Raw genomic sequence first — 26174 nt, 5'->3', positions numbered from 1 at the left:
TGTCGCGTCAATATCAGTTCTTATGAAAGAGCCTCATTTGAGAGGCTCGCAATTCTGCCCGACCGCAAGGCCGGATCAAGCCCGGATCAAGACCATGAAAGGGAAACCAGCTTGGCCCAGACGTTATTTATCCCGCTAGAGAGTGACCCCAACGAGACACGCGTTGCGGCATCGGCGGAGACGGTGAAGAAATTCATCGCGCTCGGCTTCGATGTCGTTGTGGAAAAAGGCGCCGGTGAGAAATCGCGCATCCCCGATGCCGAGTTTACGGCAGCGGGCGCCCGCATCGGCACGGCGGCGGATGCCAAAACGGCAGACGTTGTCCTCAAAGTGCGCCGTCCTACGGATACGGAACTCAAAGGGTATAAATCGGGCGCGGCGCTTTTTGCCATGCTGGACCCTTATGGTCATGAAGACGCGGTGGCAGCACTTGCCAAGGCTGGCATTTCGGCTTTCACGATGGAATTCATGCCGCGCATCACCCGTGCGCAGGTGATGGACGTGCTATCGAGCCAAGCGAACCTTGCCGGTTACCAGGCGGTGATCGACGCGGCGAAAGTCTATGACCGCGCCATGCCGATGATGATGACGGCAGCCGGTACGGTTCCAGCCGCCAAGGTGTTCGTGATGGGGGCAGGCGTTGCGGGTCTTCAGGCCATCGCAACGGCACGACGTCTCGGTGCGGTCGTGACGGCAACCGACGTTCGCCCGGCCGCCAAGGAACAGGTCGCCTCGCTCGGCGCGAAATTCATCGCGGTCGAGGATGATGAGTTCAAGGCTGCCGAAACCTCTGGCGGTTATGCCAAGGAAATGTCGAAGGAATATCAGGCGAAGCAGGCCGCACTCGTCGCCGACCATATCGCCAAGCAGGATATCGTCATCACCACGGCGCTCATTCCGGGCCGTCCGGCCCCGCGTCTGGTGTCCAAGGAAATGGTTGCTTCCATGCGTCCGGGTTCCGTGCTGGTCGATCTCGCGGTCGAGCGCGGCGGCAATGTCGAAGGCGCTGTCGCCGGTCAGATCGCCGAGGTCAATGGCGTCCGGATTGTTGGTCATCTCAACGTTTCGGGCCGCATTGCCGCGAGTGCCTCGCAGCTTTATGCACGCAACCTGATCGCTTTCGTGGAAACGCTGGTCGACAAGGAAACCAAGCTTCTCAAGATCGATCCGGAAGAAGAACTGGTCAAGGCGACGCTTCTGACCCATCAGGGCAAGATCCTGCACCCGGCTTTCGCCAAGGCCGATGCCGCGCCTGCTGTTGTCGCTGAAAAACCGGCTGCAAAGCCGAAAGCCGCACCAAAGCCGAAGGTCGCCAAGGCAGAAGTCGTTGGCGATGCAGCGAAACCTGCTGCGCCGAAAGCGGCGAAAAAAGCGCCTGCAAAAGCACCGAAGGCCGCTGCAAAGTCTTCGTCTTCCCCCAAGTCTCCAGTTGATGGAGGAGAGGCATAATGGCCGAAACTAGTCTCGATAAAGCTCTTGAGAGCTTGAACCAGGCCGCGGATGCCGTCCGTCAGGCTGCGGAAAATGCCGGTGGTCTGGGTGACGCTGCGGCGGCTGCCGCGCATGCCGCATCGGGCGGCGCGATCGATCCGTTCGTGTTCCGCTTTGCGATTTTCATCCTGTCGATTTTCGTCGGCTATTACGTGGTCTGGTCGGTTACGCCTGCACTGCATACGCCGCTGATGGCCGTGACCAATGCCATTTCCTCGGTGATCGTGGTGGGTGCGCTTCTGGCGGTTGGCCTTTCTCTTTCGGGCTGGGCAACCGGCTTCGGTTTCATTGCGCTCATTCTGGCGAGCGTCAACATTTTTGGCGGCTTTCTGGTCACCCAGCGCATGCTCGCCATGTACAAGAAAAAAGAAAAGTGAGGCTGAACCATTATGAGCGTTAATCTCGCAGCCTTCCTTTATCTCGTGTCCGGCGTGCTGTTCATTCTGGCGCTGCGCGGCCTGTCGCATCCGACGACCAGCCGTCAGGGCAATATGTACGGCATGATCGGTATGGCGATTTCCATCGTCACCACGCTTCTGCTAGCGCGTCCAAGCTTCGGCGGTCTGGCACTCATCGTCGTCGGCATCGCCATTGGCGGCGGTATCGGTGCGGTCATCGCGCGCCGGATCGCCATGACGGCCATGCCGCAGCTTGTGGCCGCGTTCCACTCGCTGATCGGTCTTGCCGCCGTTCTGGTGGCCGCTGCCGCACTTTACTCGCCGCATTCCTTCGGTATCGGCGAAGTGGGCCAGATCCACGGTCAGGCGCTGATCGAAATGTCGCTGGGCGTCGCCATTGGCGCGATCACCTTCACCGGCTCGATCATCGCCTTCCTCAAGCTTGACGGTCGCATGTCGGGCAAGCCGATCATGCTGCCGGGACGCCATGTCATCAACGCGGCTCTTGCCGCAGCCATCGTGCTGCTGGTTGTTGTGCTGGTGAATACCGAAAGCCATTTCGTGTTCTGGCTGATCGTGCTTCTGTCGCTGGTGTTCGGCGTGCTGATCATCGTGCCAATCGGTGGCGCGGATATGCCGGTCGTGGTCTCCATGCTCAATTCCTATTCGGGCTGGGCAGCGGCAGGCATTGGTTTCACGCTTGGCAACCTGGCGCTGATCATCACCGGCGCGCTGGTCGGCTCTTCGGGCGCGATCCTGTCCTACATCATGTGCAAGGGCATGAACCGTTCGTTCATCTCGGTCATTCTCGGCGGCTTTGGCGGCGATACGTCTGGCGGCCCGGCTGGCGAGGTTGAACAGCGTCCGGTCAAGCAGGGTTCTGCCGACGATGCGGCCTTCATCATGAAGAACGCTTCCAAGGTCATCATCGTGCCGGGCTATGGCATGGCGGTGGCGCAGGCCCAGCACGCGCTGCGTGAAATGGCTGACAAGCTCAAGGCGGAAGGCGTGGAAGTCAAATACGCCATCCATCCCGTGGCTGGTCGTATGCCGGGCCATATGAACGTGCTTCTGGCCGAGGCCAACGTGCCTTACGATGAAGTGTTCGAGCTGGAAGACATCAATTCGGAATTCGCGCAGGCCGATGTGGCTTTCGTGATCGGCGCCAATGACGTCACCAATCCGGCGGCGAAGACCGATCCGAAGTCACCGATCTTCGGCATGCCGATCCTCGATGTCGACAAGGCTGGCACGGTTCTGTTCATCAAGCGCGGCATGGGCTCCGGCTATGCAGGCGTGGAAAACGAACTGTTCTTCCGCGACAACACCATGATGCTCTTCGCCGATGCGAAGAAGATGGTGGAGAGTATTGTGAAGGCGTTGGATCATTAAGAAGGGAATAGGGGAGTAGGGGAATAGGGGAGTATGTTTGACTTGCAAATATACGGACCGTATTGCCTTACTCCCTTACTCCCTTACTCCCTTACTCCCTTACTCCCTTACTCCCTTAACATCGCATCCTGCAAAGCGCGCAGTTCGGCGATCTTCGATCCGGGCTGCGGCGCGGCGTTGGCATAGGTGATGAGTTCGCCCTTCTTAATGGGCGCGATGACCGAGCCGTTCTGGAGCAGGCCGCAGGGAATGGCCTTTGCCGCACGTGCTTCCGGCGTCGTCATGATCCACGAGCGATAGCAATATTGGCCAATGGCATCGAGACGGTCGCCGGGCCGCAATTCCTTCTTGGCAACCGCGCAGACTTCCGCCACCGGCTTCGGCAGCGGCACCATGTCGGTTTTGCCGTGCAACACCACGCGCGCCACGGTTAGCGGCACTTCCAGCGAGGTGAGGTGGAAAGGGCGGTGGAAGGTGAAATACGGGCCTTTTCCCATTTTCAAATCTTCCAGACGCTCGACGAGACGGGGATGCTCCATCTTGGCAATGACGAAGACGCCGGGCGATACGCCGCGCCCGATGGAATAATCGACCACGCCGGATTTGTTGAGAACGCCGCCGTCTTCCTTCGGGATCAGGGTGCGATTCAACTCGTCGATTGCGGCCTTGGGGCCGTGCATGCCCGCAATGTCCGGCACAAGCCCGGTGGCGTTGGCGATGGCCGCCATTTCAACCATGGTCTTGGAACCGTCGACGAATTCGACCAGCAGGCGGACATTCATGTTCCGGCGGTCGGCCTCTTCCTGATAATCGTCGGGGATCGCATCGAAATTAAGCGGATTGTTCTTGCCCTTGCCAGCCGCGACAACCTTGTGACCCATGGCGGAAACGAATTCGATCAGTTCCATGCAGGAAGAGGGTTCGTCGCCGGCGCCCAGCGAATAAATCACGCCCTGCTTGTCGGCCTCGGCCTTGAGATAGGGGCCGATGGTGACATCGGCCTCGACATTCATCATCACGAGATGCTTGCCGTTGCGAATGGCCTTTATGCCGGTTTCAGCGCCCACTTCCGGAATGCCGGTGGCGTCGATGACGACATCAATCAGCGGGTTGGAGAGGATCAGGTCATTGTCGCCGGTGACGGCAATCTTGCCGCTCTCAATGGCGCGGGTCATCGCGGCTTCGCTGTTGGCTTCCTGCGCATTGTCTTCATCGCCATAGGCGGTGCGCACGGCCTTGAATGTGTTGGGCAGCCTGCGGGCGGAAAGTGCGCCGACTTCGATGCCCTGCATCCGCGCCACCTGCGTGACGATATCGGTGCCCATTTCGCCAGCGCCAATCAGACCGATGCGGATCGGCTTGCCGGTTTCAGCCCGCGCTGCAAGATCGCGTGCCAGTCCAACCAGTGCCACATTTGTCGTCATGAAACTCTCCGCAAAATGTCAAAGCCACACAGGCGAGATAAATTTGTCACGCTTGTGTTGATATAGGTGCGTAATAGACGAACAGTCTCTATATCAACACCGACAGGCGCGCACCCCCAATCAGCGCGACAAAATATGCATCCCTTTATAGGGCCACTGGAGCCAAAATGAGCAGTGTATCCCCCTTTGATCTTGTGATCTTCGATTGCGACGGCGTTCTCGTCGATAGCGAAGTTCTGTCCTGCCTCGCTTTCGAGCGGGTCTATGCCAGCCACGGCATGGAGCTGCCGCAGGGCACGGTGGCCAAGGGCATCGGCATGAAACAGGCCGATATCATGAAGATGATCGAGGATATGACCGGCCATCGCCTGCCAGATGGCGTCGATGGCGAGTTCTGGCCAGCAACGCGCACACTTTTTGCGGAATCGCTGGAGCCGACCGTGGGTATCGCCAATTTCTTGCGCGAACTGCCGCAGAAGCGTTGCGTGGCATCGTCCTCGCACCCGGAGCGTATTGCGTTCAGTCTGGAGAAGACCGGCATCAGCCATTATTTCGGCGATGCGGTTTATTCGTCCAGCATGGTGAAGCGCGGCAAGCCTGCGCCCGACCTGTTCCTGTTTGCCGCCGACAAGATGGGCGTCGATCCGGCGCGCTGCGTGGTGATCGAGGATTCGCCCTTCGGTGTCGAAGGCGCGATTGCAGCGGGCATGACCGCCTTTGGTTACACCGGCGGCGCGCATACCTATGACGGTCATGCCGAGCGTCTGTCGTCCAAGGGTGCGCATCAGGTTTTCACGCATTGGGATGATATCGCCCGGGAAATTCTGGTTGCTGCCTGAAGTTTATAAGGTAAACAAAGGGCAAATCAGTTCAGCAGGAATAGCCAGCCAATGAAAGACGCAATCACGCTCGACCAGTTGCGCGAAGCAATCGGCACGGAAATCGGATGTTCCGAGTGGCGCGAAGTCACGCAGGAAATGATCAACCAGTTTGCGGATGCAACCGACGATCATCAGTTCATCCATGTCGATCCGGAACGCGCGGCCAAGGAAACGCCTTTTGGCGGCACCATTGCGCATGGCTTTCTGACGCTGTCGCTTTTGTCGACGCTGGCTTATGAAGCGCTGCCGATGCTGGAAGGCGCGACCATGGGCATCAATTACGGCTTCGACAAGCTGCGCTTCCAGTCGCCGGTCAAGACCGGCGCACGGGTGCGCGCGCGCTTCAAGCTGGCCGATGCGGATATTCGCCCATCGGGCCGCGTCGTGAATTATTACGACGTGACGCTTGAAATCGAAAACTCGCTCAAGCCTGCGTTGACGGCCACCTGGCTGACGATAGCCGTCGTGGAGCCGCCGCAAGACTGAGCATCAGGCCGCTTCGCGATATTGCACCGGCAGCCGTCCTTCTTCATCGAGAGGGGCGGCTTTATCTTTATAGGCGGTCATCAGCTCGCGAAAGAAAAACGGGCCATGCAGGAACATGCCCAGGTCGTAAAAATTCTTCTTCTCGGCGCCGCGCACATAGAGAAGGTGCATAAGGAAGAAGTTGCCCTTGGAGCGCTTGTAGCGGTTTTCGCTGTGCACATTCTTGAAGCGGATGCGATGAATGAGCGGCGGGTTTGCCGTCTTGATCTTCAGGGCGCTGGCCGGGTCTGAACCGTAGAAATGGATGATATCCGTCAGCACCTGAAATTCCGACCACAGGACCGGGCTATCTTGAAGCACGACGCGCACATCTTCACGCAGCGCCTTCGCTCGTGGATGCAGCGCGATCATCATCAGGCAGGAGCCGACGGCCAGAAGCGACACGGGTTGCCGTGTCAGAAGCTCGGGGCGGTGGCGTTGAACGGCGGCAAGCGCCTCGACAGCTGGCACGGTGCCGAGACTATGCGCGACGATGATGACCTCGTCGGCCTGACTTTCTTCGATCTTGCGCATCAGCGCGTCAGCGAAGGCCGTCCGACGCTGGTTCAGCTTCGCATTGCGGTCGTAAATGCGATCATAGGCTGCCGACCAGTCGTCGAGCAGATAGGACATGAAGAACTTGTCGCCGGGTTTTCGCACCAGAAGCGTTGCAAGGAAGGCGGCAAGCGGCGCGGACCAGAGAAGATGCAGTACCGAAAAGCCAGCCACCACCGGCGCAGTGGCGATAAGGGCTGCAACAGCCAAAATGGCAAGCGACAGCAGGAAGGGCCACAGGAAGAACAGCACGAAGCGCCAGCTCGTTGTCAGGTAGCGCCAGAGCGTGCCCGTAAACAGGATGTTCATGAAGGCGAAGAAGCCGGTCAGCATTCTCTTCGGTGTCGAGCGCGCGGCATAATCATCGAAAATATCTGCGGTGCCGAACTGGCAGAACTCGGTCTTCGTACGCCAGCCATTGCCTTGTGTCACGGCCATTGTCGTGCCGCTATCGTTTGGTTCGTCCGTCATGGGCGGCAGCTTGGTCTTGGCGTTCCACAGCCGGTCGAAATCTTTCAACACTTGCGCGTGGCGCACACGGACGGCTTTGGGGTGCAGGCCTTCATAGCCTGTGAACTGGATAACGAGTCGCTTGCGGAGGGACATGAAACAAACAAATGGAATCAGAAAAGGGAAACGCCGCCGAAAGATCGGCAGCGCCGTACAATGTCTCCTTCTGGACGACTAATGAGGCCGAATTACGCGGGAAACAGCGGGTCCATTAGCGCATTCGGCCCGCGCGAACCATAGTGAATTGGTGTAAGGACGGTATTTCCTAACAGCGGTGGGCAAAGTTGCATGTTGAGGTGGACAGCCGGGGCTCTTTCTGGTATTAGCCAGCACCAATTTGCAGCGTTTCCGTTGCGAAGCTTGGGAGCCTTAGGGCGTTGCTCGGCCGGTCAGACCGGCTGAAATCGTTAAAAGACCCCCGAACGGCCTCAGGCTTAACCGAAATTCTAACCGATACGGGAATACACGTGCAGGTACTCGTCCGCGATAATAATGTTGATCAGGCTCTCCGCGCTCTCAAGAAAAAGATGCAGCGCGAAGGTATCTTCCGCGAAATGAAGATGCGCGGCCACTACGAAAAGCCATCTGAAAAGCGCGCTCGCGAAAAGGCAGAAGCCGTTCGTCGCGCTCGCAAGCTCGCTCGCAAGCGTGCGCAGCGTGAAGGCCTCGTTGGCGGCGCCCGCGGCGCTCGCTGATCGACCTCAAAACAGGCGCCGCTTTTGTGGCGCCTTTTTGTTTTCCGGTGTGGCTTAAGGCTGCGCCGGATTTTGCGCGTTTTGATTTCAAAGTTTTTGTTGCTGAAACAACTCGGTTTCATCCTTTTATTAAAGTTTAGCGTCGGCCCCAAAAAAGTTTCTAGACTTTGCCGGGCCAGTTATGTGTAAAAACATATAATTAGGATATTCAGCTTTCGGGCCGGGTATCGAAAGGCGATACAGACTTTTTGCTGCCGCCTTTTCGCTGTCTTTATCTGACAGTTGAAGCGCTCATGCGCCGAAACCGGAGCCGGGGCGGGATGGAGAGAAACGGGTCGTCAATGCCCGGTTCGATGGAACTAAAAGGAACACTGTCGTTGCCAACACGCTTCAAGGTGATGCAATCGTCCGGGACAAAGGTTTCGGGTTTCGAGACATTGGGTGGAAACCCCGCGGCTGGAATCGGTCGTCACGGTTTTTTGATTGCCGCCACGCTGTTGGCTCTGGCTGTGGCCGGTTGCCAAAGCTCGACCACAACGGCGCTGAGCACAGTTGATCGGGCACAGGGTTCGAGCGAGAATATCAGCTCGCTTACGAGTGTGATCCAGTCCAATCCGCGTGATCCCGAAGGCTACAATGTTCGCGGCTCCGCCTATGGCAAGGCCGGGCGCTACAAGGAAGCGATCCGCGATTTCGATCAGGCGATTGCGCTCAATCCGAATTTCTATCAGGCCTATTCCAACCGCGCGCTGGTCTATCGCTATATGGGCGATACCAACAAGGCTGCGCAGGATTACAGCAAGGCGATCCAGCTCAATGGACAATATGACGCCGCCTATATCGGTCGCGGCAATGTTTACCGTCAGGCGGGCCGTCTCGATCAGGCGCTGAGCGATTTCAATCAGGCCATCGCCTTGCAGACGACTGACGGTCGCGCCTATCACAATCGCGGCCTGATCTATCAGGCCAAGGGCCAGCACAAGCAGGCCATCGAGGATTTCTCCAAGGCGATTTCGCTCAACTCCACGGCCCCGGAGCCATATAATGGCCGCGGCCTTTCCTATGTGGCGTTGAACGACTTCGACAATGCTTTCGATGATTTCAACACCGCGATTACGCTGGATCAGGGCGTTGCGGAAAGCTGGGCCAATCAGGCGCTGGTTTATGAGCATCGCGGCGAGAAGGCGAAGGCTGCCAGCTCCTATGCAAAGGCGGTGCAGCTCGATCCGAAATACCAGCCGGCGAAGGACGGTTTGTCACGCACACGCGGATAATTCGCAAAAACATTTCCAAATGAAAGGCGGCGCGTCCCAAAATGGGGTGCGCCGCTTTTCTTTATACAAGCCCGCGATATATTACTGACTATGTCGCTCTTCGATCACATAGGCTTCAAAGCCAAAGATATTCGCCGTAGCCTTTCATTCTATGAAAGCTGCATGCCCGAACTTGGGCTGGAAGTTATTGCGCGTTCGGGCAGTGGCTTCTTCGTTAGCGGCGGGGAGAGGGCGCCCGTGCCCTTCCTCTGGATACATGGCGCGGAAGCCGGTGCGGCTACGGACGCTGCCGACACGAAGCCGGGCGATCGTCTGCATCTCATGTTCACGGCTGGAAGTCGCGATGCGGTGGAGGCGTTTCATCGCGTGGCGTTGAACGCTGGTGGCAGCGACAGCGGCGGCCCCGCTTATCAGGGGCCGGAAGAGATGGGCTATTTTGCCGCTTTGGTCTTCGACCCCGACGGAAACACGCTGGAAGCGGGTTTCCGTGAGAGGAGGCGATAAGCAAGATTGATTTGATCAGGCGCGCAGGTTGCGCTTGTCGAGGCGGCTGACCAGACGGTCGCCGATCCACTGGATGCCGCAGACCATGATGATCAGGATGATCACCACGGCGATCATGATCTGCGTTTCAAACCGCTGATATCCGTACCGGATGGCAAGATCGCCCAGACCGCCCGCGCCGATGGCGCCAGCCATGGCCGAAGCGCCCACCAGCGTGATGATCGTCACGGTGAAACCCGCAATGATGCCGGGCAGGGCTTCCGGCACCAGCACTTCGCGCACGATTGTCCAGCGACTTGCACCCATGGAGCGCGCAGCTTCGACCAGACCATTGTCCACCTCGCGCAGCGATACTTCCGCGATGCGCGCATAATAGGGGATGGCCGCAATTGAGAGCGGCACGATGGAGGCCCATGTGCCGATAGACGTGCCGACGATGAAGCGGGTCACCGGGATAAGCGCCACCAGAAGAATGATGAACGGAACCGAGCGGAAGCCGTTGATGATCGCGCCCAACACGGTGTTGACTGTCAGGTTCTGGGCAAGGCCGCCGCGCTCGGTCAGGATCATGATGAGGGCAAGCGGCAGACCGACGACGAGCGAAATCAGGCTCGAAAAGCCGGTCATGATGATGGTCTCCCAGAAGGAGCGCCAGAGAAGATCAAGCATTGCCTGAGACATAGCCGAGTACCTCCGTGGCGTCTGCATGGGTGTTGAGATAGCCGATAGCGGCTTCGAATTTCGCTTTGTCCTGAGCGGGCAGGCTGATGAAGAGCGTGCCGACCGGCTCACCCTGGATCGTATCCATGCCGCCATGGATCAGCTGCGGCACAAGGCCGGTGGCCGCTGCCACATCGTTGAAGAAAGCGCCGCGCGCAGCTTCGCCTGAAAGCTTGACGCGAAGGATGGCCCGATCTCCCGCCTTGTCGGTTAGGCGTGCGCGCCACGAGGCAGGCAGTTCCGGCGTCAGCACCTGCAACATGCTCTGCGTGACGGGCGACTGCGGATTGGCGAAAACTTTCCAGACCGGACCCTCTTCGGCAATCGCGCCGTGATCGAGCACGATGACGCGGTCGGCGATGCGGCGGATGACCTCCATCTCGTGGGTGATGAGCAGGATGGTCAGGCCAAGTTTGGTATTGATGTCCTTCAGCAGCGCCAGAATGGACTGGGTGGTTTCGGGGTCGAGCGCCGAGGTCGCTTCATCGGAGAGCAGAACGGCAGGCTCTGCGGCAAGCGCGCGCGCAATGCCGACGCGCTGCTTCTGGCCGCCGGAAAGCTGCGCCGGATAATGGTTCGCCTTGTCGGAGAGGCCGACGAGTTCGAGCAGTTCGGCGACGCGGCGGGCGCGCTCGGCTTTGGGCTTACCTGCGATCTTCAGCGGCAATGCAATGTTTTGGGCAACAGTCTTGGCCGAGAGCAAGTTGAAATGCTGGAACACCATGCCGATGCGACGGCGCAGCGGGCGCAGTTCGGTTTCGCCGAGGCCGGTGATTTCGCGGCCCTCGATGCGGATCGAACCGGAGTCGGGCTTTTCGAGGCCGTTGACGCAGCGGATCAGCGTGGACTTGCCCGCGCCGCTGCGACCGATAATGCCAAGGATTTCGCCGCGCGCGACGGAGAGCGACACGCCATTGATGGCTGCCGTGTTACCGAACATTCGGCGCACGTCTTTCATATCGACGATGGGCGCTGATGCGGTGGAGGGCGGTTCAATGGTCACGGCGGGGGTCAAGGGGGTCACATTCGTTTCTTCTATAGTTTGATGCGCTGCTGCGAACAGCGGCAAACTGCAATCGGATAAGGCGTCAATGACGGATGATGCCTGTTCAGGCTAAGGCCTGTTCTGGCCAAGCTTGGCCTCTTGCCGATGCTTTTGGGCAATTTTTTTCCATACGTCAATAAAAGCCGCGCCGGAAACACGTTCCGGCGCGGTGTATTGAAAATGAAAAGCTTAGTTCCAGGCCGGGATGCCGGTGCCCTTATAGGCGCGGTCGAGTTCGGCCTTCACGGCGTCGTTCTGGAACGAAGCGACCAGGTTCTTCACCCATTCGGCGTTTTCGTCTTCAGTGCGAACAGCGATGAAGTTGTTGTAAGGATTGTTTTCCTTCGACTCCCAGCCGATGGCTTCTTCCTTCTTCAGATCCGCCTTGGCAGCCCAGTCATTGTTGACGATGGCAGCGTCGAGATCGTCGATGGAACGACCGACCACACCGGCGTCGAGTTCCTTGATCTCAAGCTTCTTCGGGTTTTCGACAATGTCGATCGGGGTGGCCAGAATGCCTGCATCCGGCTTCAGCTTGATCAGGCCCTTTTCTTCGAGAACGCGAAGCGCACGGCCTTCGTTCGACGGATCGTTCGGCACGCCGACGACGGCGCCTTCCTTCAGTTCGTCGAGGCTCTTGTGCTTGCGCGAATAGATGCCGATTGGCCAGACGGCAGTGTAGCCAGCAACGCTGATCTTGTAGCCGTGCTGCTTGATCTGCTCATCGAGATAAGGCTTGTGCTGGAAGGCGTTGGCGTCGATTTCCTTGCGCTCCAGAGCTTCATTCGGCTGGTTATAGTCGTTGAAGGTCACGCGCTCAATATTGAGGCCGTGCTTCTTGCCTTCTTCGGCAACGACTTTCCAGACGTCTTCGTCTTCGCCGCCCATGATGCCGACCTTGATGGTCTTGTCTTCTGCATGGCTCGGAGCCGAGGCGAAGCCAACGGTCAGCGCGGCTGCGGTGAAAAGAAGGGCTTTCAGACCGGCGCGGCGGGTCAAAGCGTAACGGGAAAGGGCTGACGACATCTTTGTTTTCCTTAGCTGAACATTTTGGAAAGCCGGTCCCGGATTGCGATCATTAGATGATCATTCTCCCCAGCCCTCCCTGATGCCGATAATTCCCGTTTGCATGGGAATAAACAAGGAAAATTTTTTCTGAAAACCGTGCGGCTGCAAATCTGAAATTGCGTTCACAGACGCGTGAGCGGATTGCCATTTCCGCTCACTGTTCTCTCAGGATTCTCGTTCTATCGATTATCCGCGATAATCATCTGTGCAGCCTTCTCGGCGATCATCAGCGTCGGCGAATTGGTGTTGCCGGACGTGATGGTGGGCATGATGGACGCATCGGCAATGCGGAGACCCGCAATGCCATTGACCCGCAGGCGCGGATCGACAATCGCTTCGCTGTCCTGCCCCATGCGGCAGGTGCCGACCGGGTGGAATATCGTCGTGCCGATATCACCTGCGGCCTTTTCCAGCTGTTCCTGCGTTTCGTAAGCAGGGCCGGGCTTGAACTCCTCCGGGCGATATTGCTGCAAGGGTGCCTGCGCCACGATATTGCGGGTGAGGCGGATTGCATCGGCGGCGACGCGACGGTCGCTTTCCGCCGCCAGATAGTTCGGCCGGATGGCGGGTTGCGCACGGTGATCCGGTGACTTGACGTGGATCGAGCCGCGACTGTCGGGGCGCAGATTGCACACGCTGGCCGTGAAGGCGGGGAAGGGGTGAACGTTTTCGCCGAATTTTTCGAGGCTGAGTGGCTGCACATGATATTGCAGATTGGCGGTTTCATAAGACGGGTCCGACCGGGTGAACACGCCAAGCTGGCTCGGTGCCATCGACATGGGGCCGGACTGGCGCAGCAGATATTCCAGCCCGATCATCGCCTTGCCAGAAAGCTTGTTGGCCTTTTCATTGAGGGTCGGAATGCCCGTGACCTTATAGGCGCAGCGCAATTGCAGGTGATCCTGCAGGTTTTCGCCGACCTGTTTGCGCTCCAGCGCAACCGGAATGCCTGCCTGTTGCAGCACGTCACCGCGTCCGACGCCCGACAGTTCCAGCACATGCGGAGAGCCGACGGCACCCGCGGCCAGTATCACTTCGCGCCTTGCCTTGACGGTACGGGTCGCGCCGTTCTGGTCGAAGGTCACGCCATTGGCGCGCATTTCCGCAATCTCGATGCGGCGCACCTGCGCGCCGGTTTCGACGCGCAGGTTTTTGCGGTTCAGTGCCGGGCGCAGAAAGGCCTTGGCGGAATTCCAGCGAATGCCACGCTTCTGGTTGACCTTGAAATAGGACACGCCTTCATTGTCACCGCGATTGAAGTCGTCGGTGGCGGGAATGCCCGCCGCAACGGCGGCATCGCGAAAAGCGTCGAGAATATCCCAATGCAGGCGGGCATTTTCGACGCGCCATTCGCCGCCCGCGCCGTGCAACGCGCTGGCACCGGCGTAATAGTCTTCGGATTTCTTGAAGAGAGGCAGCACGTCGTCCCAGCCCCAGCCTTCGCAACCGGCTTGTCGCCACAGATCGTAATCGCGGGCCTGACCGCGCATATAGATCATGCCGTTGATCGACGAGCAGCCGCCCAGCACCTTGCCGCGCGGATAGCCGAGCGCGCGACCGTTCAGGCCGGGTTCGGCTTCCGTGGTGAAGCACCAGTCGGTGCGCGGATTGCCGATACAATAGAGATAGCCGACCGGGATATGAATCCACGCATAATTGTCCTTGCCGCCCGCTTCGAGCAGCAGGACGGAACGGTCCGGTTTCTCGGATAGTCGGTTCGCCAGCGCACAGCCTGCCGTGCCCGCGCCAACCACGATGTAATCGTAGGTGTCGGTCATGATTGTATATCCAGTAAAATGTGGAGCCGCGATCAGCGGATACAGCGACTCATTGAGTAGTGTTTACCCGAACAGTTTCTTTCCCAAACGCGAGGCATAGAACTCTCCGACGATACCTTTACGGAAGAGGATGACGCATGCCATGAAGATGATGCCGGTGACGATTGTGACGGGGAAGTCGGACGTTGCGAGATAGTTCTGCAAGGCGACGACGAAGGCAGCGCCAACGATGGGCCCGATCAGCGTGCCGATCCCGCCAAGCAGCGTCATCAGGATCACTTCACCCGACATTTGCCAGCCGACATCGGTGAGCGTTGCAAACTGGAAGACGAGCGCCTTCAGACCGCCTGCAAGGCCCGCAAGAGCAGCCGACATCACGAAGGCGGCCAGCTTGTAGCGATTGACGGAGTAGCCGAGCGATATGGCGCGGTTTTCATTCTCGCGCACCGATTTCAGGATCATGCCGAAGGGCGAGTTGATGATGCGCCAGATGGCAAACACGCCGAGCACGAACAGCGCCAGCACAAAGTAATACATGTTCATCGGATTGTTGAGATCGATGAAGCCAAACAGATATCCGCGCGGCACGCCCTGCAAGCCGTCTTCGCCATGGGTGAAGGCAGCCTGCAGGCAGAAGAAGAAGAACATCTGCGACAGTGCAAGCGTGATCATGGTCGAATAGATGCCCTGACGGCGAATGGCCAGATAGCCGATGACGAGGCCAAGCGCTGCGGCGGCAAGAATGCCGAGGATCAGGCCCACTTCCGGCGTCACGCCCCATTCCTTCACCGTATGCGCGGTGATATAGGCCGCGCCGCCGAAGAAGGCTGCATGGCCAAACGAGAGAATGCCGGTATAGCCGAGCAGCAGGTTGAACGCCGAAGCGAACAGCGCAAAGCACAGCATCTTCATCAGAAAGATCGGATAGACCACGAAGGGTGCTGCGGCCAGTGCGACGATGGCGATGATGAGGATGGTGGCCGACAGGCTGTTGATCGCCGGTTTGCGGGTCGGGGTGGCGCCATGGCTTGCAGCCGTTGCTTTAAGAGCGGTATCAGCCATATCAGGCCTCCTTCCCGAACAGTCCGGCGGGTCGCACCAGAAGGACGATAGCCATGATGACGAAGATGACGATGCTGGAGGCTTCCGGGTAGAAGACCTTGGTGAGCCCTTCGGCCAGTCCCAGCACATAGCCGGTGATGATGGCGCCGAGGATCGATCCCATGCCGCCGACAACCACCACGGCAAAGACCACGATGATGATGTTCGAACCCATCAGCGGGCTGACCTGATAGATCGGGGCGGCCATGATGCCGGCAACGCCCGCAAGGCCAGCACCCAGCGCATAGGTGAAGGTGAGAAGCAGCGGCACATTGATGCCGAAGGCCTTGACCAGTGTCGGGTTTTCGGTGGCGGCGCGCAGATAAGCGCCAAGCTTGGTCTTTTCGATCAAAAGCCAGGTGCCAAGGCAGATGATCAGCGAAGCCACCACCACCCAGGCGCGATAATTCGGCAGGAACATGAAGCCGAGATTATTGCCGCCTGCAAGCGACGGGGGCACCGCATAGGGCTGTCCGGCAGCGCCATAATAATAGCGGAACGTGCCTTCGATCACGAGCGCCAGGCCGAAGGTGAAGAGCAGGCCGTAAAGCGGATCGAGATTATAAAGCCGTGACAGCGCCACGCGCTCGACAATCGCGCCGCCGAGACCGACGATGATCGGAGCCAGAATAAGCGCTGGCCAATAGCCGATGCCAAGCCAGCTCAACAGCAGATAGCCGACAAAAGCGCCCAGCATATATTGCGCGCCATGGGCAAAATTGATGATGCGCAACAGGCCGAAGATGATGGCAAGGCCAAGGCTCAGCATGGCATAGAAGGAGCCGTTGATGAGGCCGACCAGCAACTGGCCGAGAAGCGCTTGCAGGGGGATTCCAAAAATCATTGTCATGTCAGACTCCCAGCGCTTCGTTCAGGGCCGCCATGCGGTCGGGCAGCTCGGCGGTTGGGAAGTTCTCCGTCACCACGCCATGATCCATCAGATAGAAGCGGTCTGCGACCTTGGCGGCAAAGCGGAAGTTCTGCTCGACCAGAAGGATGGTCATGCCGCGCTTCTTCAGTTCCACCAGCACATCGCCGATGCGCTGCACGATGACAGGCGCCAGACCTTCGGTCGGCTCGTCCAGCAGCAGCACCTTGACGCCGGTGCGCAGGATGCGCGCAATGGCCAGCATCTGCTGTTCGCCGCCCGACAGCTTGGTGCCGGGGCTGTTGCGCCGTTCATGCAGGTTCGGGAAAAGCGCGTAAATCTCGTCCAGAGACATCAGGCTCTGCCCACCTCCCTGGCCAACTTTGGCGACAACCGGCGGCAAAAGCAGGTTCTCATGCACGCTGAGCGTGGCGAAGATGCCGCGCTCTTCCGGCACGAAGCCAAGACCCGCATGGGCGATGCGATGCAAAGGCACGCGCATGATGTCTTTGCCCTCCAGCGTGATCGTGCCGGTGCGCTTGCGGATGATACCCATGATGGCGCGCAAGGTTGTCGTCTTGCCGACGCCGTTGCGGCCCAGAAGCGTGATGGTTTCGCCCGGCCAGATGTCGAGATCGACGCCATGCAGGGCATGGCTTTCGCCATACCAGGCATTCAGCCCGCGCACAGACAGGAGCGGTTGGCCTTTATTCATGTTCGGTTCCCATATAGGCGGTGCGCACGCGCTCGTCCTTCGAGACGTCGGCATAGCTGCCGGAGGCGAGGATCTCGCCGCGTTGCAGCACCGTGACATGGTGGGCGATATCGGCCACCACCTTGAGATTGTGTTCCACCATCAAAACGGCGCGGTCCTTCGCGACATCGGCAATGAGGGCGGCAATGGTGTGAACGTCTTCATGGCCCATGCCAGCCATCGGCTCATCCAGCAGCAGCACTTTCGGATCAAGCGCCAGCGTGGTGGCGATTTCGAGCGCCCGCTTGCGGCCATAGGACAGATCGGCAGCCAGTGCATGACGGGCATCGGCAAGGCCGACGCGCTCCAGAAGCTCGACGGTTCTCGCATCCAGCCGGTCCAGCGCGGAAAGCGAACGCCAGAATTGCGTGGCAAGACCGTTCGGGCGTTGCAGCGCCACCTTGACGTTTTCCAGAACCGTCAGATGCGGGAAGGTGGCCGAAATCTGGAACGAACGCACCAGTCCCATCCGCGCCACTTTGGCCGGGTCGGTTTTGGTGATGGTTTCGCCCAGAAGCGTGATCTCGCCGCTTGTCGGCTGCAAAAACTTGGTCAGAAGATTGAACACCGTCGTCTTGCCAGCCCCGTTCGGGCCGATCAGCGCATGAACGCGGGCATGTTCCACATCAAGATCGACATTCTTCACCGCATAAAAGCCGCCAAACGACTTGCCCAAGCCGCGCGCCGACAAAACAGGACGCGCAGCGGTCCGCGATAGAGAAGTCGAGGTCGCCGGCCCTGCTTCACGCAGAGCCGTCACATTGCCAGTCGAAGCTGTCATCCAAAAAGCCTCTTTACTGCGTGACCAAAGGGCAGCCGCTTTCCGAAGGCTTCATGTAAGCCTGATCGCCGGGGATGGTTGCCAGCACCTTATAATAATCCCAAGGCGCCTTGCTTTCATCCGGCTTCTTCACTTCCATCAGATACATGTCATAGATCATGCGTCCATTGGCGCCGACCTTGCCGTGACGGGCAAAGACGTCTTCAACCGGCATTTCATGCAGCTTCTTGGCGACGGCTTCGGTTTCATCCGTGCCTGCTTCCTTGATCGCCTTCAGATATTGTGTGACGGCAGAGTAGGTGCCCGCCTGGATCATATTCGGCATACGGCCGGTGCGGTCGAAGAAGCGCTTGCCGAAGGCGCGCGATTCATCGTCGCGATCCCAGTAGAAGCCTTCGGTGAGCGTCAGGCCCTGTGCGGCTTCGAGGCCGAGACCGTGCACTTCCGACAGGGTGAAGAGCAGGGCGGCGAGGCGCTGGCCGCCGGCCACGATGCCGAATTCTGCGGCTTGCTTGATGGTGTTCGACGTGTCGAGACCCGCATTGGCAAGGCCGACAACCTTGGCGCCTGAAGCCTGGGCCTGCAGCAGGAAGGAGGAATAATCCGTGTTGGACAGCGGATGGCGGACGGAACCGAGCACCTTGCCGCCCTTCGATTCCACGAATTTCGTGGTCTGCTCTTCCAGCGAATAGCCGAAGGCGTAATCGGCGGTCAGGAAGAACCAGGTATCGCCGCCCTGCTGCACGAGCGAACCGCCGGTGCCAACCGCAAGCGCGTGGGTGTCATAGGCCCAATGGAAGCCATAAGGCGTGCACTGCTTGCCGGTCAGTTCCGAAGTGGCGGCACCTGTATTGATGGTGATCTTCTTCTTGTCCTTGGACAAGGCCTGTACGGCGAGGCCGACGGACGAGGTCGTCAGTTCCATGATGGAATCGACCTGTTCGGTGTCGTACCACTGGCGCGCGATGTTCGATGCGACGTCCGGTTTGTTCTGATGGTCGGCGGTGATGATTTCAATCGGCGCATCCAGCACCTTGCCGCCGAAATCCTCGGCGGCCATCTTCGCCGCTTCATAAGACCATTTGCCACCGAAATCGGCATAGACGCCCGACTGGTCGTTCAAGATGCCGATCTTGACTTTACCATCGGAAATTTCCGCAGCCGACGCGATGGCGGTTGCAGCCAGCAGTGCTGCCGTTGCGAGTGCAAGACGCTTCATAAAATACTCCTCCCAATAATTCCCTTGACCCCTCGACAAAATCGAACGGTATCCTCCAGAGAAGCGGCCTTTTCCAGACAGGATGACCGACCTCCTCAGATCGATCATCTTTGTGCTTCCGCCCGATATGTTCCTCCATTCGGGTTTTCGATTGGAACGGTAGCATTGACAAATGCGTACAAGAACAACAATTTTTGAACAGCGTCTGTTCATAAATGTACAGATGCCATAGGGAAAATGCGGGCAGACTATAGGGAGCAGTATGTGCGGCAGTTTACATGGGACGATCTGCAATATTTTCTGGCTGTTGCGCGCACGGGGCAGCTCTCCACCGCGGCGCGGCAATTGCGCACCAGCCACGTGACGGTGCTGCGCCGTATCGACCGGCTGGAACAGGCGCTGGCCACCAAATTATTCGAGCGCAACCCGCGTGGTTATCTGCTGACGCCGATGGGCGAACGTCTGGTCGAGCCTGCGGAAATCATGGAACGCGAGGCCATGAAGTTCCAGACCGAAGCCACCGGCAATCTCGCGGCGCTGTCGGGCGTTGTGCGTCTTTCGACGCTTGAGGGTTTCGGCAATTTCTTTCTGGCCGACCGCCTGCCGGTTCTGGCGCAATCCTATCCGAGCCTGTTCGTGGAAGTGGTGACGATCCAGCAGATCATGTCGCTTTCGCGCCGCGAGGCGGAACTGTCGATTACGCTGCATATGCCGCGCAACGGGCCTTATCACAGCGAGAAGCTCACATCCTACCGGTTGTTCATCTATGGCCATCGCGACTATCTGGCCCGGCATCCGCCGATCCGCAGCAGGGACGATTTGGCGCGCCATCCCTTCATCGGCTATATCGAGGACATGGTGTTCACGCCCGGCCTTGATTACATGCGCGAGATCCTGCCGGGCCAGCGCTGCACGTATCAAAGCTCCAGCATTCACGCGCAGCTTGTCGCCACGCAGACCGGCTATGGCCTGTGCGTTCTGCCGTTTTTCATAGCCAGCAAGCATCCCGAACTGGTGCCTGTTCTGCCGCACGAAATGCATCTGGAGCGCGAATACTGGATGAGCTGCCACGTGGATGTCATGGCAGCGCCGCGTATCCGGGTCATCAGCGATTTCATGGTTCGCGCCGTGCGGGACTTCTCAGGTGATTTTCTCGGCGAAAGTCTTTTGCCTGCGGTCAGAGATTGACGCCCGTAAAGGCGATAAAACACGCCACGGCGAGAGCGATGCAACCAAACAAAATAATGGATAGACTGAGCGTGTTCATGGTCCCCCTCCACTTTACGCAACGTAAAGTGGGTATGCGGGGCTTCGACGTTCGAGTCCAGCTGGAATATCTGCCAGTCAGACGAAAGTCGTAGGCGCAAAATGAAAGCCCCGGACGAACCGGGGCTTTGGATTATTTCTGCTTGGCGAGGCCTTGTTCCCGCATCTGGCTCAGTGACATTTTTGGCGAAAGCGCTTCGGGATCGATGCGGATCTCGATCAAGGCGGGCTTGCCGGATTGTTCGCAACGCTCGAAAGCGGCTGCAAAATCGGCTGTCGCTTCGACCGTTTCGCCGTGCAGGCCGTATGCCCGGGCGAGGGCTGCGAAATCGGGATTGGCGAGGCCTGTGCCGGAAACGCGGCCCGGATAGGTGCGCTCCTGATGCATGCGGATGGTGCCGTACATGCCGTTATTGACCACGACGAAAATCGCCTTCGCATTATATTGCGCGGCGGTCGCCAGTTCCTGACCGTTCATGAGGAAGCAGCCATCACCGGCAAAGGCCACGACGGTGCGCTCCGGCGCCGCCAGCTTGGCGGACACGGCAGCGGGAACGCCATAGCCCATGGAACCGTTGGTGGGTGCCAACTGGCTGCGATAGGTGCGGTACTGATAAAATCGATGCGGCCAGGCGGAATAGTTGCCAGCCCCATTAGTGATGATGGCATCGGCTGGCAGATGCGCGCGCAGCCATTCCATGATTTCGCCCATCTGCACCGCGCCCGGTATGACCGGCGTTTTCATGTTGTCGCGATAATCGGCATTGGCCGTCTCAGCCCATGCCTTGCTGCGCGGTGCGGCGATGGGGGCAAGCTTTGATGCAGCGCGGGCAAAGGCCGGCATGCTGGCATTGATCGGCAGATCGGCGTGATAGACGCGGCCCAGTTCTTCGGCACCCGGATGGATGTGGATCAGCTTTTGCTGCGGCACCGGAATGCTGACAAGCTCATAGCCCTGCGTGGTCATTTCGCCAAGCCGCGCGCCGACCACCACGAGAAGGTCGCTGTCGCGCACGCGCTGCGCAAGCTTCGGGCTGATCGATGTGCCCATTTCGCCCGCGTAAAGCGGATGGGTGTTGTCGAACATGTCCTGACAGCGGAACGAAGCCGCCACCGGCAGATGCATGTTTTCAGCGAATGTTTGCAGGTCGCGCACAGCTTGCCTGTCCCAACCGCCACCGCCGACGATCATCAGCGGGCGCTCGGCCTTTTCGATCAGTTGCACCATGTCCTGCAACTGGTCCTGACCCGGATGCATTTCGACCTTCTTATAGGCCGGGGCATCGCTGACGGCGGCATAAGATGTCAGCATATCTTCCGGCAGGGCAATCACCACCGGGCCGGGGCGTCCGTTGACGGCGCGATGAAAGGCCTGACTGACCAGTTCAGGAATGCGGGCGGCATCGTCGATCTGCACCACCCATTTGGCCATCTGGCCGAACATGCGGCGGTAATCGACTTCCTGAAAGGCTTCGCGTTCCACCTGATCGCTGGCCACCTGACCAATGAACAGCAGCATCGGTGTCGAATCCTGAAACGCGGTGTGCACGCCGACAGAGGCATTGGTCGCGCCCGGTCCGCGGGTGACAAAGCAGATGCCGGGCTTACCCGTCAGTTTGCCATGGGCGTCGGCCATATAGGCAGCACCGCCTTCCTGACGGCAGACGATCAGTTCGATTTCATCCTGCACATCGTGAAAAGCGTCGAGCGCGGCGAGATAGCTTTCTCCGGGAACGCAGAAAACACGGTCCACGCCGTGAATGCGCAACGCGTCTACCAATATCTGGCCCCCGTTACGCGTATTGGGTTTGCTGGTCATCTGATGCATTTCCTCACTCTCAAAATGCGGACGATTGTTCGTCTCTTGTTTGGATGGCATGCGATCCGTAGGTTACTGACATAACAGCATAGCCCCCGGCGCGAATACAGACTAAACATGATGACCAAAACGGATGATCTCATGTCGGGAGGACAAGATGGCGCAAGCAAACTCTGGCAAGATTCGTGTCGGCATTGGCGGCTGGGCGTTCGAGCCGTGGGATGAAAGCTTTTATCCCGAAAAACTGGCGAAGAAGCGCCAGCTGGAATACGCATCCAGCAAGATGACCTCGATCGAGATCAACTCCACCTATTACGGCCCGCAAAAGCCGACGACTTTCGCCAAATGGCACGACGAAACACCGGAAGGCTTTGTCTTTTCGCTGAAGGCGCCCCGCTTTTCGACCAATCGCCGCGTGCTGGCGGAAGCGGGCGAAAGCATCGAGCGCTTTCTCACCGGCGGCGTGATGGAGCTGAAGGAGAAGCTTGGCGTCGTCAACTGGCAGTTCATGGGCACGAAGAAATTCGATCCCAAGGATTTCGAGGCCTTCCTGAAACTCCTGCCGAAACGTCTCGATGGGCGCGATCTGCGCCATGCGGTGGAAGTGCGCCACGACAGTTTCAATGTGCCGGAATTTACAGCGCTTCTGCGGGAATATGGCGTTGCGGTGGTTATTGCAGGCGATAGCGCATTTCCGCAATTTGCCGATATGACGGCACCTTTCGCCTATCTGCGCATCATGGGCACCAAGGAAAGCGAGCCGCTTGGCTATAGCGAGGCCGAACTCGACCAGTGGGCGAAGCGGGCAAAAGCGATTGCCGAAGGCCAGAAGCCGGACGGGCTGAAAACCGTCACGCCGCCGGTGGCCGATAATATAGCGCGCGATGTCTATCTCTATGTCATCAGCGGCTATAAGGCGCATAATCCGCACGCGGCCATGGCCTTGATTGATCGGCTGAAATGATGCCTCCTGACGGCTGTTGATTTTCATCTGAGTCGTCCGAGTTCCATCATGCCGCATCTCGATCTTCCCGCCCTTCGCGCCTTCGTCGATACTATTCCGCAGAACTATAAGGGGCCGGGCGGTGTCGTCGCCGTCGTCAAGGATGGCGAAGTTGTCATCAGCCATGCGTGGGGCTTTGCCGATCTGCGCACGCGCCAGCCGATGACGGCGCAAACGCGGATGCCGATCTGTTCGGTCAGCAAGCAATTCACCTGCGGCGTGCTTCTCGACAGCGTGGGCGAGCCGGAAGCGCTGGACGATGCGCTTCGCACTTATCTTGCCGATTTCGTGGGTGAACGCCCGCGCGCGCGGGACCTGTGCAACAACCAGTCGGGCCTGCGTGATTACTGGGCGCTAACAGTGCTGTGCGGCGGCGACCCGGAAGGCGTGTTTCTGGCCGAAGATGCCCAGAAACTGCTGCGCGGCCTGAAAACCACGCATTTTGCGCCGGGCAGCCATTATTCCTACTGCAATGGCAATTTCCGCATTCTGGCCGATCTGATCGAAAGCCATACGGGCCGTTCACTGGTCGAGCTTCTGGCAGCGCGGATTTTCCAACCGGCTGGCATGAAGACGGCGGAACTCATTCCCGATACGGCGCTTTTCACCGAATGCACCGGCTATGAGGGCGATACGGTGCGCGGGTTTCTGCCCGCCACCAACCGCATTCACTGGATGGGCGATGCGGGCATTTGCGCCTCGCTGGACGACATGATCGCCTGGGAAAAGTTCATCGACGCGACACGCGATGACGCGAACGGACTTTATCGCCGTTTGAGCGGACCGCAGACGTTCAACGATGGCGCAGCCGCCCCTTATGGCTTCGGCCTGAAATTCGAAGAGGTGGGCGGCAAGCGGCTGACCGGCCATGGCGGCGCTTTACGCGGTTGGCGCTGCCAGCGCTGGCATTGCGCCGATGAGCGGATTTCCACCATCGCCATGTTCAATTTTGAAGGCGGTGCATCCGATCTTGCAGCGAAGCTGATGAAGCTCGCGCTCGGTGTGTCATCGGCGGAATCGCAACCCGTTGAGGCCGATGCGGGCTGGTTCGGCTCATGGTTAGATGCCGAAACCGGTCTGGTGCTGAGCCTTGACGATGCCGGGCGTGGGCGCATGAAGGCGCGTTTTGGAACCAGCCCGGAAGTGATGGATGTGGTGAGCAAGGATGAAGCGCGTTCATCCACGACGGCTATCCGTCGCGAAGGCGATGTGGTCCATCTCACTCGTGCGGATGAAAATCTCTCCCTCACCATGCATCGTGTGACGGGCGAGGCCAAACGTGACATTCTTGGACGTTTCCGCAGTGAGGAGCTTGGCGCAAGTCTTCTTCTCGTGGCCGAAGGTGGCGCGATTTATGGCGCTTTCGAAGGGTTCCTTGGCAAAAGTGACATGTATCCGCTTTATGCGGTCGGTTCCGATGTCTGGCTTTTGCCGGTACAGCGTTCGATGGATGCGCCGTCGCCGGGCGAATGGAAGCTGGTCTTCCGTCGTGATGACAAGGGCGATATTTTCGCAGTTTCGGTCAGCTGCTGGCTGGCGCGGGCTATTGATTATCTGAAGGTTTTCGACTGAACGAGGAAATTCATGAGCGAGCTCAAGGTCAGAACCCGCGAGACGGGAGCGGTTGCCGCAATGCCGGATGGCCGGTTGCCGGTGATCACCACGCCGACGGGCGGCAAGGTCGAGCTTGTGACGAGCGTCAGCCAGCCGGGCTTCAACCCGCTTGATCTACTCTATGCATCAGTCGCCGCCTGCATGGCGCTGAGCGCGCGGATCGCTGCGGGCAAGCTTGGCCTGCGCGAAAAGCTGGGTGATGTCCGTGTCGAGGTCACAGGCGACAAGACGCATGAAAGCCCGTCGCGGATCGAGCGGTTCCATATTGCGTTTCACTTCGACGGCGATCTTTCAGCCGAAGAGAAACAACACATCGCCGAACTGGCTGAGGAAATCTGCACCGTCAGCAATACGTTGCGCAGCAATCCCGCCTTTGACCTGAAGGTCGAGTAGCAAAAAGCCCGGTCGGAACCGGGCTTTTCCTTGAGGTGGTTGGCTATCAGACCGCTTCGTCGTTCGCGGGCTTTTCCCAGAGGTTCACGCCGCCTTCGACCGCATATTTATCGATCTCTTTCAGCTCGTCTGCCGAGAAGGAGAGATTTTCCAGCGCCTTGACGTTTTCGACAATCTGCTCTGGCGAGCTGGCGCCGATCAGCGCCGAGGTCACGCGTGGATCGCGCAGCACCCAGGCCAGCGCCATCTGAGCGAGGCTCTGTCCGCGCTTCTTGGCGATTTCATTGAGACTGCGGGCGCGCTCGATATTGTCATCGCTCAGATGGACCGGACGCAGCGATTTATTGCCCGGCTGGTTGATGCGCGCATCCGCCGGAATGCCGTTGAGGTAGCGATTGGTCAGCAGACCCTGCGCCAGTGGCGTGAAGGCGATGACCCCTGCGCCGACATCGTCGGTGGCCGACAGAAGATCTTTTTCGATCCAGCGGTTGAACAGGTTGTAGGACGGCTGGTGGATCAAGAGCGGCACGTTGCGCGCAGCGAGGATTTTGGCGATTTCGCGTGTCTTGCCTGCAGAATAGGACGAGATGCCGACATAAAGCGCCTTGCCCTGTTCGACCGCGCTTGCAAGCGCGCCAGCCGTTTCTTCCAGCGGCGTATTGGCGTCAAAACGGTGTGAATAGAAAATATCCACATAGTCGAGGCCGAGGCGCGACAGGCTCTGGTCGAGGCTCGCAAGGATCGCCTTGCGCGAACCGCCGCCGCGCCCATAGGGGCCGGACCACATTTCCCAACCGGCCTTGCTGGAAATGATCAGTTCGTCGCGATAACGACCAAGATCGCTTTTCAGGATCTGGCCGAAATTGCGTTCTGCCGAGCCGGGAGGCGGGCCGTAATTATTGGCAAGATCGAAATGGGTGATGCCAAGATCGAAAGCCTTGAAAAGCATTGCCTTTTGACGGTCGAGCGGAATTCCGTCGCCGAAATTGTGCCAGAGGCCAAGCGAAATGGCAGGCAGGACGAGACCACTGCGCCCGACGCGGCGAAAGGTGGCGTTGTCGTAGCGATCGGAAGCGGCGAGATAGGACATGAAAAA

General features: G+C 58.9%; 25 protein-coding genes. 12 read left to right on the top strand and 13 right to left on the bottom strand.

All coding sequences use genetic code 11. The annotated features are described in order from the left end of the window. Positions 1-111: 111 nt before the first annotated feature. From ABWW11_RS10070 to ABWW11_RS10060, 3 genes are read left to right on the top strand one after another with little or no spacing between them, the layout of a single operon-like run. Positions 112-1449, top strand: coding sequence for a Re/Si-specific NAD(P)(+) transhydrogenase subunit alpha (locus ABWW11_RS10070; protein WP_109369618.1), 1338 nt, complete (start codon positions 112-114; stop codon positions 1447-1449). Next, complete coding sequence (locus ABWW11_RS10065) at positions 1449-1868, top strand: proton-translocating transhydrogenase family protein (protein ID WP_021587083.1); 420 nt, start codon at positions 1449-1451, stop codon at positions 1866-1868. The genes ABWW11_RS10070 and ABWW11_RS10065 overlap by 1 nt, the downstream gene beginning before the upstream one ends. A 12-nt stretch (positions 1869-1880) precedes the next feature. Continuing rightward, positions 1881-3281 (top strand): NAD(P)(+) transhydrogenase (Re/Si-specific) subunit beta, encoded by a 1401-nt coding sequence (locus ABWW11_RS10060; RefSeq protein WP_109369617.1) that lies wholly within the window; start codon positions 1881-1883, stop codon positions 3279-3281. Positions 3282-3388: 107 nt separating this feature from the next. On the opposite strand, the gene ABWW11_RS10055 is transcribed toward ABWW11_RS10060, so the two are convergent. Continuing rightward, positions 3389-4705 carry a 1-deoxy-D-ribulose 5-phosphate reductoisomerase gene (locus tag ABWW11_RS10055; protein ID WP_109369616.1) on the bottom strand — a complete coding sequence of 439 codons (1317 nt, stop codon included), beginning with the start codon at positions 4703-4705 and terminating at the stop codon, positions 3389-3391. 167 nt (positions 4706-4872) lie between these two features. On the opposite strand from ABWW11_RS10055, the gene ABWW11_RS10050 reads away from it, so the two are divergent. Together ABWW11_RS10050 and ABWW11_RS10045 are read left to right on the top strand one after the other, a co-directional pair. Next, on the top strand, positions 4873-5544 hold the full coding sequence (locus ABWW11_RS10050) for an HAD family hydrolase (protein WP_109369615.1): 672 nt from the start codon (positions 4873-4875) through the stop codon (positions 5542-5544). 51 nt (positions 5545-5595) lie between these two features. Continuing rightward, positions 5596-6072, top strand: a complete 477-nt coding sequence (locus tag ABWW11_RS10045; protein WP_109369614.1) for a MaoC family dehydratase — start codon at positions 5596-5598, stop codon at positions 6070-6072. 3 nt (positions 6073-6075) lie between these two features. Here ABWW11_RS10045 and ABWW11_RS10040 read toward each other — a convergent pair whose 3' ends face one another. Continuing rightward, positions 6076-7272 carry an alpha/beta hydrolase gene (locus ABWW11_RS10040; protein WP_109369613.1) on the bottom strand — a complete coding sequence of 399 codons (1197 nt, stop codon included), beginning with the start codon at positions 7270-7272 and terminating at the stop codon, positions 6076-6078. Positions 7273-7643: 371 nt separating this feature from the next. Between ABWW11_RS10040 and rpsU the strand changes: the two genes are divergently transcribed. From rpsU to ABWW11_RS10025, 3 genes are all read left to right on the top strand, one after another. Further along, entirely contained in the window at positions 7644-7871 is a 228-nt protein-coding gene (gene rpsU / locus ABWW11_RS10035; RefSeq protein WP_078341232.1) for a 30S ribosomal protein S21, read from the top strand. A gap of 353 nt (positions 7872-8224) precedes the next feature. Next, positions 8225-9145: a tetratricopeptide repeat protein gene (locus ABWW11_RS10030; RefSeq protein WP_109370288.1), complete on the top strand. Its 921-nt coding sequence runs from the start codon at positions 8225-8227 to the stop codon at positions 9143-9145. Positions 9146-9235: 90 nt separating this feature from the next. Further along, the gene (locus ABWW11_RS10025) at positions 9236-9649 is read left to right on the top strand and encodes a VOC family protein (RefSeq protein WP_109369612.1); all 414 of its coding nucleotides are present in this window, start codon (positions 9236-9238) and stop codon (positions 9647-9649) included. A gap of 15 nt (positions 9650-9664) precedes the next feature. Here the strand turns inward: ABWW11_RS10025 and ABWW11_RS10020 are convergent, their stop codons facing one another. From ABWW11_RS10020 to ABWW11_RS09980, 9 genes are all read right to left on the bottom strand, one after another. Then, the gene (locus ABWW11_RS10020) at positions 9665-10330 is read right to left on the bottom strand and encodes a methionine ABC transporter permease (protein WP_109369611.1); all 666 of its coding nucleotides are present in this window, start codon (positions 10328-10330) and stop codon (positions 9665-9667) included. Continuing rightward, positions 10311-11372: a methionine ABC transporter ATP-binding protein gene (locus ABWW11_RS10015; protein WP_121538882.1), complete on the bottom strand. Its 1062-nt coding sequence runs from the start codon at positions 11370-11372 to the stop codon at positions 10311-10313. The genes ABWW11_RS10020 and ABWW11_RS10015 overlap by 20 nt, the downstream gene beginning before the upstream one ends. A gap of 231 nt (positions 11373-11603) precedes the next feature. Beyond that, complete coding sequence (locus ABWW11_RS10010; RefSeq protein ID WP_109369609.1) at positions 11604-12440, bottom strand: MetQ/NlpA family ABC transporter substrate-binding protein; 837 nt, start codon at positions 12438-12440, stop codon at positions 11604-11606. Between the two features lie 221 nt (positions 12441-12661). Next, entirely contained in the window at positions 12662-14260 is a 1599-nt protein-coding gene (locus tag ABWW11_RS10005; protein WP_319081230.1) for a GMC family oxidoreductase, read from the bottom strand. 63 nt (positions 14261-14323) lie between these two features. Beyond that, positions 14324-15322, bottom strand: coding sequence for a branched-chain amino acid ABC transporter permease (locus tag ABWW11_RS10000; protein ID WP_109369607.1), 999 nt, complete (start codon positions 15320-15322; stop codon positions 14324-14326). Position 15323: 1 nt separating this feature from the next. Further along, positions 15324-16211 (bottom strand): branched-chain amino acid ABC transporter permease, encoded by an 888-nt coding sequence (locus ABWW11_RS09995; protein WP_094513372.1) that lies wholly within the window; start codon positions 16209-16211, stop codon positions 15324-15326. A 1-nt stretch (position 16212) separates the two neighbouring features. After that, complete coding sequence (locus ABWW11_RS09990) at positions 16213-16944, bottom strand: ABC transporter ATP-binding protein (RefSeq protein WP_109369606.1); 732 nt, start codon at positions 16942-16944, stop codon at positions 16213-16215. Then, positions 16937-17764 carry an ABC transporter ATP-binding protein gene (locus ABWW11_RS09985; RefSeq protein WP_353409935.1) on the bottom strand — a complete coding sequence of 276 codons (828 nt, stop codon included), beginning with the start codon at positions 17762-17764 and terminating at the stop codon, positions 16937-16939. Before ABWW11_RS09985 ends, ABWW11_RS09990 begins: the two co-directional genes overlap by 8 nt. Before the next feature lie 13 nt (positions 17765-17777). Then, positions 17778-18983: an ABC transporter substrate-binding protein gene (locus ABWW11_RS09980; RefSeq protein ID WP_109369604.1), complete on the bottom strand. Its 1206-nt coding sequence runs from the start codon at positions 18981-18983 to the stop codon at positions 17778-17780. Positions 18984-19247: 264 nt separating this feature from the next. Between ABWW11_RS09980 and ABWW11_RS09975 the strand changes: the two genes are divergently transcribed. Beyond that, positions 19248-20171: a LysR family transcriptional regulator gene (locus ABWW11_RS09975; protein ID WP_121536616.1), complete on the top strand. Its 924-nt coding sequence runs from the start codon at positions 19248-19250 to the stop codon at positions 20169-20171. Positions 20172-20382: 211 nt separating this feature from the next. Here ABWW11_RS09975 and ABWW11_RS09970 read toward each other — a convergent pair whose 3' ends face one another. Continuing rightward, positions 20383-22068 (bottom strand): thiamine pyrophosphate-binding protein, encoded by a 1686-nt coding sequence (locus ABWW11_RS09970; RefSeq protein WP_109370287.1) that lies wholly within the window; start codon positions 22066-22068, stop codon positions 20383-20385. A gap of 157 nt (positions 22069-22225) precedes the next feature. Here ABWW11_RS09970 and ABWW11_RS09965 point away from each other — a divergent pair, with 157 nt between their 5' ends. The 3 genes from ABWW11_RS09965 to ABWW11_RS09955 are packed head-to-tail and all read left to right on the top strand — an operon-like array spanning position 22226 to position 25078. Further along, positions 22226-23032, top strand: a complete 807-nt coding sequence (locus ABWW11_RS09965; protein WP_109369602.1) for a DUF72 domain-containing protein — start codon at positions 22226-22228, stop codon at positions 23030-23032. Positions 23033-23080: 48 nt separating this feature from the next. Continuing rightward, positions 23081-24643: a D-aminopeptidase gene (locus ABWW11_RS09960; RefSeq protein ID WP_109369601.1), complete on the top strand. Its 1563-nt coding sequence runs from the start codon at positions 23081-23083 to the stop codon at positions 24641-24643. Positions 24644-24655: 12 nt separating this feature from the next. Further along, a complete protein-coding gene (locus ABWW11_RS09955) occupies positions 24656-25078 on the top strand; it encodes an OsmC family protein (protein ID WP_109369600.1) in 423 nt (140 codons plus the stop codon). A gap of 46 nt (positions 25079-25124) precedes the next feature. Here ABWW11_RS09955 and mgrA read toward each other — a convergent pair whose 3' ends face one another. Next, the gene (mgrA, locus tag ABWW11_RS09950; RefSeq protein WP_109369599.1) at positions 25125-26168 is read right to left on the bottom strand and encodes an L-glyceraldehyde 3-phosphate reductase; all 1044 of its coding nucleotides are present in this window, start codon (positions 26166-26168) and stop codon (positions 25125-25127) included. Positions 26169-26174 lie beyond the last annotated feature (6 nt).

The sequence above is a fragment of the Brucella sp. NBRC 113783 genome (assembly GCF_040372265.1).
GTDB lineage: Bacteria > Pseudomonadota > Alphaproteobacteria > Rhizobiales > Rhizobiaceae > Brucella > Brucella teleogrylli.
This window is presented reverse-complemented; position numbering and strand designations above follow the sequence as displayed.